At 51.6% G+C, this 9,329-nt stretch carries 13 protein-coding genes and 1 pseudogene; all 14 read right to left on the minus strand.

Annotated elements, in window-relative coordinates:
* Nucleotides 1-24 precede the first annotated feature (24 nt).
* Nucleotides 25-312 (minus strand): 50S ribosomal protein L23, encoded by a 288-nt coding sequence (gene rplW / locus ATW55_RS12625; protein WP_067718271.1) that lies wholly within the window; start codon nt 310-312, stop codon nt 25-27.
* Nucleotides 309-935 carry a 50S ribosomal protein L4 gene (gene rplD / locus ATW55_RS12630; RefSeq protein WP_067718275.1) on the minus strand — a complete coding sequence of 209 codons (627 nt, stop codon included), beginning with the start codon at nt 933-935 and terminating at the stop codon, nt 309-311. Before rplD ends, rplW begins: the two co-directional genes overlap by 4 nt.
* A gap of 20 nt (nt 936-955) precedes the next feature.
* Nucleotides 956-1,576 carry a 50S ribosomal protein L3 gene (rplC, locus tag ATW55_RS12635; protein WP_082685836.1) on the minus strand — a complete coding sequence of 207 codons (621 nt, stop codon included), beginning with the start codon at nt 1,574-1,576 and terminating at the stop codon, nt 956-958.
* A gap of 23 nt (nt 1,577-1,599) precedes the next feature.
* Nucleotides 1,600-1,908, minus strand: a complete 309-nt coding sequence (gene rpsJ, locus ATW55_RS12640) for a 30S ribosomal protein S10 (RefSeq protein WP_067561550.1) — start codon at nt 1,906-1,908, stop codon at nt 1,600-1,602.
* A gap of 251 nt (nt 1,909-2,159) precedes the next feature.
* The gene (gene lepB, locus ATW55_RS12645) at nt 2,160-2,756 is read right to left on the minus strand and encodes a signal peptidase I (protein ID WP_235587124.1); all 597 of its coding nucleotides are present in this window, start codon (nt 2,754-2,756) and stop codon (nt 2,160-2,162) included.
* Nucleotides 2,757-2,910: 154 nt separating this feature from the next.
* Nucleotides 2,911-4,101: an elongation factor Tu gene (gene tuf / locus ATW55_RS12650; RefSeq protein WP_067718283.1), complete on the minus strand. Its 1,191-nt coding sequence runs from the start codon at nt 4,099-4,101 to the stop codon at nt 2,911-2,913.
* 26 nt (nt 4,102-4,127) lie between these two features.
* Complete coding sequence (gene fusA / locus ATW55_RS12655) at nt 4,128-6,200, minus strand: elongation factor G (protein ID WP_067718287.1); 2,073 nt, start codon at nt 6,198-6,200, stop codon at nt 4,128-4,130.
* Between the two features lie 35 nt (nt 6,201-6,235).
* Entirely contained in the window at nt 6,236-6,706 is a 471-nt protein-coding gene (rpsG, locus tag ATW55_RS12660) for a 30S ribosomal protein S7 (RefSeq protein WP_067561543.1), read from the minus strand.
* A gap of 91 nt (nt 6,707-6,797) precedes the next feature.
* The gene (gene rpsL / locus ATW55_RS12665) at nt 6,798-7,217 is read right to left on the minus strand and encodes a 30S ribosomal protein S12 (RefSeq protein ID WP_067718291.1); all 420 of its coding nucleotides are present in this window, start codon (nt 7,215-7,217) and stop codon (nt 6,798-6,800) included.
* A gap of 85 nt (nt 7,218-7,302) precedes the next feature.
* Nucleotides 7,303-7,557 carry a ribosomal L7Ae/L30e/S12e/Gadd45 family protein gene (locus tag ATW55_RS12670; RefSeq protein WP_067718294.1) on the minus strand — a complete coding sequence of 85 codons (255 nt, stop codon included), beginning with the start codon at nt 7,555-7,557 and terminating at the stop codon, nt 7,303-7,305.
* 166 nt (nt 7,558-7,723) lie between these two features.
* Nucleotides 7,724-7,888, minus strand: a pseudogene (locus ATW55_RS16870) (AAA family ATPase); the annotation flags it as partial.
* A 15-nt stretch (nt 7,889-7,903) separates the two neighbouring features.
* A complete protein-coding gene (locus ATW55_RS16875; protein ID WP_235587043.1) occupies nt 7,904-8,233 on the minus strand; it encodes a hypothetical protein in 330 nt (109 codons plus the stop codon).
* Nucleotides 8,234-8,477: 244 nt separating this feature from the next.
* Nucleotides 8,478-8,624, minus strand: a complete 147-nt coding sequence (locus ATW55_RS16880; protein WP_235587125.1) for a hypothetical protein — start codon at nt 8,622-8,624, stop codon at nt 8,478-8,480.
* A 21-nt stretch (nt 8,625-8,645) separates the two neighbouring features.
* Entirely contained in the window at nt 8,646-8,882 is a 237-nt protein-coding gene (locus ATW55_RS16885; RefSeq protein WP_067718304.1) for a hypothetical protein, read from the minus strand.
* Nucleotides 8,883-9,329 lie beyond the last annotated feature (447 nt).

Raw genomic sequence — 9,329 nt, forward strand, 5'->3', positions numbered from 1 at the left:
CTCCTCTTTTCACGCCGTATTCCATCAACCCAAGAAATCGGGCAACTCGGATTCAGCCGTAAACTTCACATAGGCTTTCTTCCATTTCGATGTGAAACCATAATGTTTTCCGTAACGTTTGCGTTTTGCAGGAACCCACAATGTATTGACAGCAGCCACTTTCGACCCTTTAAACAGCGTCTCAACAGCCTGCGCAATCTCAATTTTATTTGCGTGTCCGTCCACTTCAAACGTGTAAACATTCGATTCCATAAGTTCTGTGGTGTTTTCCGTTACGACCGGGCGTTTGATAATATCGCGCGCATCTTTCACTTTGAAAACACCTCCTCAACACGAGCTACGCCAGCCGTCGTGATGACGAGACGCTGATGCGCCAAGACATCGTACACGTTGACATTGTCTGCCCCTGAATAGGAAACACCCGGCAGATTGCGTACAGAAAGGTACACATTTTGCTGTTTAACAGCATCCACGAGCAACGCTTTCTTTGTCACACCGAGTTTTTGCAAAGCTTGCGCCATCACTTTGGTCTTTACACCCTCAAGCGAAAGCTGATCCAACACAAGAATTGTACCCGCCTGAACCTTAGACGTGAGCGCAGAGCGAATCGCCGCCCGTCGCACTTTCTTCGGCAGTGAGACTGCATAACTGCGTGGAACCGGACCATGAACCGTTCCGCCGCCCACCCATTGCGGACTGCGTATACTGCCTTGACGCGCGCGACCCGTGCCTTTTTGGCGCCAAGGTTTGCGTCCGCCGCCGCGCACTTCCGAGCGGCCTTTCACTTTATGCGTTCCCGCTCTGCGACTCGCCAATTGCGCAACGACAGCCGGGTGCAGCAAGTGCTCTTTCCCTTCTGTATTCCAGACATCAGCCGCGAGTTCGATCTCCCCGACGACTGTGCCTTCCAAGTTGTAAACTGGAACTTTTGCCATGGATTGTACCTCCTTTCATCCTAGCGCTTTTTAATCGCCGATCGCACGGTTACAAACGAGTTTTTCGGACCAGGCAACGCGCCTTTGATCAGAAGAACATTGCGTGATACGTCTACGCGAATCACTTCAAGGTTTTGCACCGTCACACGCTCGTGCCCCATGCGTCCCGCCATGGTTTGACCCTTAAAAACGCGGTTTGCATTGATTGATCCCAGCGATCCGACGCCGCGGTGATACTTAGAACCGTGCGCCATTGGACCACGCGACTGGTTGTGGCGCTTGATCGGCCCTGCTGTCCCCTTGCCTTTCGAGACGCCGATCACATCGACAATATCGCCGCTCGCAAAGACATCCGCTTTAACTTCTTGGCCCACTTCATACGTTTCGCTAAGCGGCCCGCGAAGCTCTCGAACGTAGCGCTTGGCAACCGTGTTTGCTTTTGCAGCGTGACCCGCTTCAGGTTTAGTCGGGCGCTTTTTATCGGCAAACCCCAACTGTACACTTTCGTACCCATCCGTCTCAGGCGTTTTCACTTGCAACACAACACACGGACCCGCTTCAACAACGGTCACAGGCACAACGTTTCCATCCTCAAGAAACACTTGTGTCATTCCAAGTTTGCGTCCAAGAATCCCTTTCATCACTTACACCCCCGCTTCTTCCATCAAAGTTTAATCTCAATGTCCACGCCAGAAGGCAGATCAAGACGCATGAGCGCATCAACCGTCTGCGGCGTCGGACTCAATATATCAATGAGTCGTTTATGGGTGCGCATCTCAAACTGCTCCCGAGAGTCTTTGTATTTGTGCGGTGAACGCAAAATCGTGATAATAGACTTATCGGTCGGAAGCGGAATGGGCCCCGCTACACCTGCGCCAGAACGTTTGGCGGTTTCGACAATTTTTTCGGCGGATTGATCCAGCAGCTTGTGGTCGTACGCCTTGAGTCGAATGCGAATTTTTTGCTTTGCCATATGGTTTCCCTCCTTCGTCGCCCAATCGATTGGACATACTCCGCAAAAATTTCCTCAGTGGTCCCGCACATGGCGAACGGTACATGAGCAACCTTTTGCATCAACGCAGTCTTAAACCAACAATATAAGATTATACTAAACGCTGCGACGAAACACAAGACGCAACAAAAAAAAAGACGCGGAGTATCTCCCCGCATCTCTCGACGTGTGTATACGCACCACTTGGGAAGATCAATCCGCTGTAAAAACCATCAAGGCGTCTGCGGCAAAAAATGCTCCTGTGTCGATCCGATCACTTCAAATTTATTGAGCGGCCAAATCACCAAGTCGACACGCCCGACAACGCTTGATATTTTTATCGGCCCAATGACACGGCTGTCCTCGCTGATGTTACGATTGTCACCCATGACAAACAATCGTCCAGGTGGCACCTTCACTGGTCCAAACGGCATACTCGGATCCATCGGTTGCGCGATAAATGGCTCCTTGACAATTTTACCATTCAAAATCAGTTGCCCATTCTTGATCTGAATCGTGTCACCAGGCAAACCAATGACACGCTTTACCCAGTATTGACCATCCGGTGCCAAAAAAACGATGATGTCACCACGTTTTGGCATGCCAAAATAATACGGGATCTTGTCAACGATTAAACGTTCACCGTTTGCCAACGTATAGTCCATCGACTGACCGTCAACGCGGAACTGCGTGAAAAGAAACTGGTGAATGCCAAACGCGATGATCAGTGCAACGATTCCCGCTTTAACCCAATCCCAAATGGAATCCTTTTTTTGATTTCCTTTTTTAGGCGCAGGCACTTGTGTCTCTTCCGTCACCTGGTCATCCAACGTCAAAGCACTCCTTTATGTAGAAGCATACCCAAATCCAATGTCCAAGACCGCACCCTCATCATTATACATAGTTCCGCCATCCAATGCGACGCGGTCAATCATGAAAAGAGAGAGCCTTCGATGAAGGCTCTCTCTATTTCATCAATTTTCCTTATTTCGAAATACCGACAACAACCCCCGCGCCAACCGTGCGTCCGCCTTCACGGATCGCAAAGCGCGTTCCATCTTCGATTGCGATCTGAGAGATAAGCTCAACCGTAACCGTGATGTTATCGCCAGGCATCACCATCTCCGTTCCTTCCGGAAGCGTGATGATTCCCGTTACGTCTGTCGTGCGGAAGTAAAACTGCGGGCGGTAGTTGTTAAAAAACGGGGTGTGACGGCCGCCTTCTTCTTTTTTCAAAACATATACTTGCGCTTGAAAATTGGTGTGCGGCTTGATCGAACCAGGCTTGCAGATAACCTGGCCACGCTCAATGTCTTTGCGATCCACACCGCGAAGCAATGCGCCGATGTTATCGCCAGCTTGCGCAAAGTCAAGGAGCTTGCGGAACATTTCAATTCCTGTCGCAACCGTTTTGCGAGGATCTTCTGTAAAGCCGACCACTTCAACTTCATCGCCGACTTTCAGTTGACCGCGCTCAACGCGACCTGTCGCAACAGTGCCGCGACCTGTGATGGTAAACACGTCTTCAACAGGCATCAAGAAAGGCTTGTCGGTATCGCGCTCAGGCGTCGGAATAAAGCTGTCAACAGCCGCCATCAACTCGTCAATCTTCTTCGCCCACTCACCATTTGGATCTTCGAGCGCCTTGAGCGCCGAACCACGAATCACCGGCGTGTCGTCGCCAGGGAATTCATACTCGCTGAGCAGATCGCGAATTTCCATTTCCACCAACTCGAGAAGCTCTTCATCTTCCACCATGTCGCACTTGTTCATAAAGACGACAAGGTGCGGAACGCCAACTTGGCGGGAGAGCAGGATATGCTCGCGCGTCTGCGGCATCGGGCCATCTGTCGCAGACACGACGAGAATACCGCCGTCCATTTGCGCTGCACCCGTAATCATGTTTTTCACATAGTCAGCATGTCCAGGGCAGTCAACGTGTGCATAGTGACGGTTTGCCGTCTCGTATTCCACGTGTGCAGTGTTGATGGTGATCCCGCGCTCGCGCTCTTCCGGCGCTTTGTCAATCGCGTCATACGCCATCGCTTGCGCTTGGCCGGATTTAGAGAGAACGGTCGTGATCGCTGCTGTGAGCGTGGTTTTGCCGTGGTCAACGTGACCGATTGTACCAATGTTTACGTGCGGTTTATTCCGTTCGAATTTTGACTTTGCCAATGAAATCAGCTCCTTGTCGTATCGTTTTATCCTTTTTGTTTCGCGATGATCTCTGCCGCGATATTCTTCGGCACCTCTTCATACGTGGCAGGTTCCATCGTATACGTGCCGCGCCCTTGCGTCCGCGAGCGAAGAATCGTCGCGTATCCAAACATTTCGGAAAGAGGGACGAACCCGCGAATCACTTGCGCGCCAGAACGCGCCTCCATTCCCTCAATGCGACCACGGCGAGAGTTGATATCGCCCATGATATCGCCCATGTATTCTTCAGGAACGGTCACTTCAACCTTCATGATCGGCTCTAGCAGATGAGCGTCCGCACGGCTTACAGCGTTTTTAAGTGCCATCGAACCGGCAATGTGAAACGCCATCTCTGACGAGTCAACATCGTGGTACGAACCGTCAACGACGGTCGCCTTGATATCCAACATCGGGTAGCCGGCAAGAACACCATTGCGCATTGCTTCCTGGATACCGTTGTCAACCGCCGGGATGTATTCGCGAGGAACGACACCGCCGACAATTTTGTTTTCAAAAATATAGCCCTGACCGCGCTCAAGCGGCTCGAACTCGACCCAGACATGCCCATACTGTCCGCGTCCGCCAGACTGTCGGACAAATTTCCCTTCAGCCTTGACCTTGTTGCGAATCGTTTCTTTGTAAGCAACCTGCGGCTTGCCAACATTTGCCTCGACCTTAAATTCGCGCATCATGCGGTCAACGATAATTTCCAGGTGTAACTCACCCATCCCAGAAATGATCGTTTGTCCCGTTTCATGGTTGGTGTGCGTACGGAAGGTCGGGTCCTCTTCTGACAACTTGGAGAGCGCAATCCCCATCTTGTCCTGATCCGCTTTCGTCTTTGGTTCAATCGCAACCGAGATAACCGGTTCCGGAAAGTCCATTGACTCAAGAATAACAACATTTTTCTCCTCGCACAGCGTATCGCCAGTCGTCGTATCCTTAAGTCCGACGGCAGCGGCAATGTCTCCAGAGTACACAACCGGAATCTCCTCGCGGTGATTCGCATGCATCTGGAGAATACGGCCAATGCGTTCGCGCTTGTTTTTCGTCGAATTCAAGACATACGAACCAGACGAGAGTGTGCCGGAATACACGCGAAAGAATGCGAGCTTCCCGACAAACGGATCTGTCATGATCTTGAACGCAAGCGCCGAGAACGGTTCTTCATCACTCGCGTGACGCTCCATTTCGTCACCGTCAGGCGACGTTCCTTTGATCGCCGGCACATCAAGCGGCGACGGAAGGTAATCGACAACCGCGTCAAGCATCGGTTGAACACCCTTGTTACGGTAGGACGAGCCACAGAGGACTGGCACGAGCGTCGATGCGATTGTACCTTTTCGAAGCGCACGTTTGATCTCTTCAATCGTGAGCTCTTCGCCTTCCAGGTACTTCTCCATCAATTCGTTCTCAACCTCGGCGCACGCCTCAAGCAACATCGTGCGATACTCTTCAACTTGCGCCTGATATTCTTCCGGGATGTCACGAGCTTCAGAAGTCGTTCCCAAATCGTCTGTGTAAACAATCGCCCGATTCTCAACCAGATCGATGACGCCGAGGAAATGATCTTCAGCGCCAATCGGGATCTGAATCGCGACGGGGTTTGACTTGAGACGATCGCGGATCTGGCGAACGCATTCAAAAAAGTCAGCGCCGATAATATCCATTTTATTGACATAGGCCAAACGGGGAACATTGTACTTGTCCGCTTGTCGCCAGACGGTTTCTGACTGTGGTTCTACGCCGCCCTTGGCGTCAAACACCGCCACCGCACCATCGAGCACACGCAAAGAGCGTTCGACCTCAACGGTGAAATCGACGTGCCCTGGCGTATCGATGATGTTGATGCGGTGAGCCTTCCACTGCGCCGTTGTTGCCGCCGACGTAATGGTGATCCCGCGCTCTTGTTCTTGAACCATCCAGTCCATGGTCGCCGCGCCTTCGTGAACCTCGCCAATCTTATGCACGCGGCCTGTGTAAAACAGGATACGCTCCGTGGTCGTCGTCTTGCCCGCGTCGATATGCGCCATGATACCAATGTTGCGCGTTTTATCGAGCGGAAACTGCCTTGCCATGAGTCGTGTCCTCCTTTCCTTGCAATCTCATGATCCTACCAGCGATAGTGGGCAAACGCCTTATTCGCTTCCGCCATGCGATGCGTATCTTCACGTTTCTTTACAGCACCGCCGGCATTGTTGGCCGCATCCAGAATCTCATTGGCCAAACGATCGTCCATACTCTTTTCGTGACGCTGCCTAGAGTACTGAACAAGCCAACGCAACCCAAGTGTCGTTCGACGGTCCGGGCGAACTTCAACAGGCACTTGGTAGTTCGACCCGCCAACCCGGCGCGCCTTTACTTCCAAGACTGGCATAATGTTTTTCATCGCCGCGTCAAACACTTCCATCGGGTCTTTACCCGAACGTTCGCGCACCTTTTCAAACGCACCGTAGACGAGATTCTGCGCCACACCGCGCTTGCCATCGAGCATCACTTTATTGATCAAACGAGTAACCAATTTATTGGTAAAAAGCGGATCCGGCATAACATCCCTACGGGGCACAGGTCCTTTTCTTGGCATGAATACATCCTCCTTTCTCGCACGATCCATTCCATCGCGCGCCGCAAACAATCAGCGCAATCCATCGCGACTGTCGCAATGGCGCTACATTTTACTTTTTCTTTTTAGGACGCTTTGCGCCATATTTGGAGCGCGCTTGCTGACGGTCTTTCACGCCAGCCGTATCGAGCGCGCCGCGGACAATGTGATAGCGAACACCTGGCAAGTCTTTTACGCGACCTCCGCGAACGAGTACGACGGAGTGTTCCTGCAGGTTGTGGCCAATTCCGGGAATATAGGCAGTAACCTCAATCCCGTTCGTCAAGCGAACACGCGCGTATTTGCGAAGTGCCGAGTTTGGTTTTTTCGGCGTCATCGTTCCTACACGAGTACAAACGCCACGTTTTTGTGGTGAAGGCAAGTCTGTCTGCTCTTTTTGAAAGCTATTGTAGCCTTTTTGAAGCGCAGGAGCGCCAGACTTGTCTTCGAGCACCAAACGTCCTTTGCGGACGAGTTGGTTGATTGTCGGCATCGTGTGCACCTCCTTCCAAGAGTGGTTCTGCAGTATATTTTAGACCACAGACCCTGGTGGTTCATTTTGAGAGCCAAAAAAAGAATCACACATCGTCCCGAAGAAACCCTACGGTTGACGTAGCTAATTTCATTCCGCAGGCTGCGCCTAGCGCACCTTGGCAATCAACCCAGTTGATCTTGACGCCCTTTTCTTTGCAGATGGCAATCACAGGGTTAATGACATGGCGGTCAACATCTCGAGCGATATAGACTTCCGAGATCCGGTCGCGTTCGATCGCCCGCAAAGTCGACGAAGTTCCGACTGTACGACGCTGCTGTTTTTTGACCCGTTGATACATTAGGTGACACCTCAACGCTCACATGTAGGCACACTTTGAGATATTATCACGTCAGTATCTTTAAAGTCAAGAAAACCGGAGAGCATCCCAGGCCCCACGCATCTTTTTCCCAGTTGGTCGACCACGGGGACCATTCGAATGCCAAATAGAACCAGACTTCAGGATTTAGTATTTTCTCCATATCATTCGCGCTTAGACTTGTCAGTTCAACACGAATCGGGAATCGTCCCTGGAGTTCTGGAATCAAGTCTGACGGCTTAGCCATATGGAACGCACCTGCTGCAATAAACAAAATGTGATCCGTTTTGACTGGACCGTGTTTCGTAATAACTCAAGTTTCGCACCCCTACGCAGCCAGACGAGCCTTGAGTTTACTGGGCAGACAGGCTAAAAAGTGTTGCAACTCTTCCTCTTGGATCGTCATGCCTTCATCCCATGTTTGCACCATGGCTTGGGAAAGAAGAGCCAATAGACGATGGATGATGTCCGCGTAGCGTACGTCGGACATTTTGTCGCAGAGGTCTAGAAATAATCGTCCAAGCGTGCGTGGATCCTGTTCGTTGCGCGTTTCGACAGCCAGGTAGGTGTATCGTGCGAAGACGATTGTGTGCGCGATCATCGAATCGTAGGATCGCCCTTGTAACTCTTTGGCCAATTGTAGGTGAGACTTCACCATTTTGAAGAACACTTCTATATCTCACCGCTTCCCGTATAGGCGCACTACCTCCTCGTCAGCCATTGTGGTGTCGGTGCAGAGCAACGTCAGCCACTGCTTGGATCGTTGACGGTCACGGACGAAGACGATTTGGGCTTGTACCTCTTTGCCATTCTCATCGTTTCCGATCCCCACCACAACGGAGAAGCCAGGATCTTGGCGCTCCCCCGGCGCTTGGTCAACAACCCATACAACTGCGGCAGGGTCACTTTTTTCCGTCGTAGAGATAATGAAGCGTTTTGAGTGCCTTGAGCATGCAAATGACGGTCATCTTGTGCTGGACGGCTCGCAGGATCGTGGAAGGAAATGCGAACCAACGGTCAAACAACAGCACGCGTGTCTGGATGCCCATGGCTTGCGCCTGCTCCAAGAGTTAGAATAGCGTCACCGTCGCTTTGCTCATGCTCTCCCGTCGCCTGTGATACCCCGACGTTCTGCGATCCACACTCGGATTTGCCTTTTGTATGTGGTTTTCCACCTTTTCGGAGATGAGCAACGAGAAGGCGAGAGGAACAAAGGAGTTGCCGTCTGACCAGCCCAGCGTCAACATGCGAAATCCCTTCACAAAACGATGGGCGGCATGATCAAACACCCGCGCGGACAGTTCCACCTTCTTGCTCCGGTTACGGCTATACGCGAGTCATCGACAATGAGGACATCGACGCGATCTTCGGAGGTCAAGGCTTTCATCCGAGCGATCACGGCCGAGTTCAGAAGCAGGAGAAAGCGCCGCCAATTATGGGTGGACGCATTCAAAAACGATACACCGTGTCCTATTTGAAACCGGCATTGCGCTCCTTCTCCAGGTTCCAGGAAAGGTCACATCCAAAGAAGACGAGGGCAAAGAGAAACTGAAACAGGCGGAGGGCAGGCACCCCTGCTTTCTTGGTGATTCGGGACTTCGAAAGAATCGAGGCAAGACGGTACTCAGAAAAGAAGGTCAAGGCGGATGCAGGGAGTTGATTGGGAGATGGGTTTTCGCGTACCATGTAAGAAACACACTCACTTTCGGTAAATTGGTTGTCTCAGCAACACCATTTTACCAGAGTAGAGAGTG

Source organism: Ferroacidibacillus organovorans (assembly GCF_001516615.1).
GTDB classification, from domain to species: domain Bacteria; phylum Bacillota; class Bacilli; order Alicyclobacillales; family SLC66; genus Ferroacidibacillus; species Ferroacidibacillus ferrooxidans_B.

What these genes read in the sequence shown, in the direction of transcription:
- rplD (WP_067718275.1), bottom strand. Translation starts at nt 935, where the DNA reads ATGGCAAAAGTTCCAGTTTACAACTTGGAAGGCACAGTCGTCGGGGAG.
- rplC (WP_082685836.1), bottom strand. Translation starts at nt 1,576, where the DNA reads ATGAAAGGGATTCTTGGACGCAAACTTGGAATGACACAAGTGTTTCTT.
- rpsJ (WP_067561550.1), bottom strand. Translation starts at nt 1,908, where the DNA reads ATGGCAAAGCAAAAAATTCGCATTCGACTCAAGGCGTACGACCACAAG.
- fusA (WP_067718287.1), bottom strand. Translation starts at nt 6,200, where the DNA reads ATGGCAAGGCAGTTTCCGCTCGATAAAACGCGCAACATTGGTATCATG.
- rpsG (WP_067561543.1), bottom strand. Translation starts at nt 6,706, where the DNA reads ATGCCAAGAAAAGGACCTGTGCCCCGTAGGGATGTTATGCCGGATCCG.
- rpsL (WP_067718291.1), bottom strand. Translation starts at nt 7,217, where the DNA reads ATGCCGACAATCAACCAACTCGTCCGCAAAGGACGTTTGGTGCTCGAA.
- ATW55_RS12670 (WP_067718294.1), bottom strand. Translation starts at nt 7,557, where the DNA reads ATGTATCAACGGGTCAAAAAACAGCAGCGTCGTACAGTCGGAACTTCG.
- ATW55_RS16875 (WP_235587043.1), bottom strand. Translation starts at nt 8,233, where the DNA reads ATGGTGAAGTCTCACCTACAATTGGCCAAAGAGTTACAAGGGCGATCC.
- ATW55_RS16880 (WP_235587125.1), bottom strand. Translation starts at nt 8,624, where the DNA reads ATGGGCATCCAGACACGCGTGCTGTTGTTTGACCGTTGGTTCGCATTT.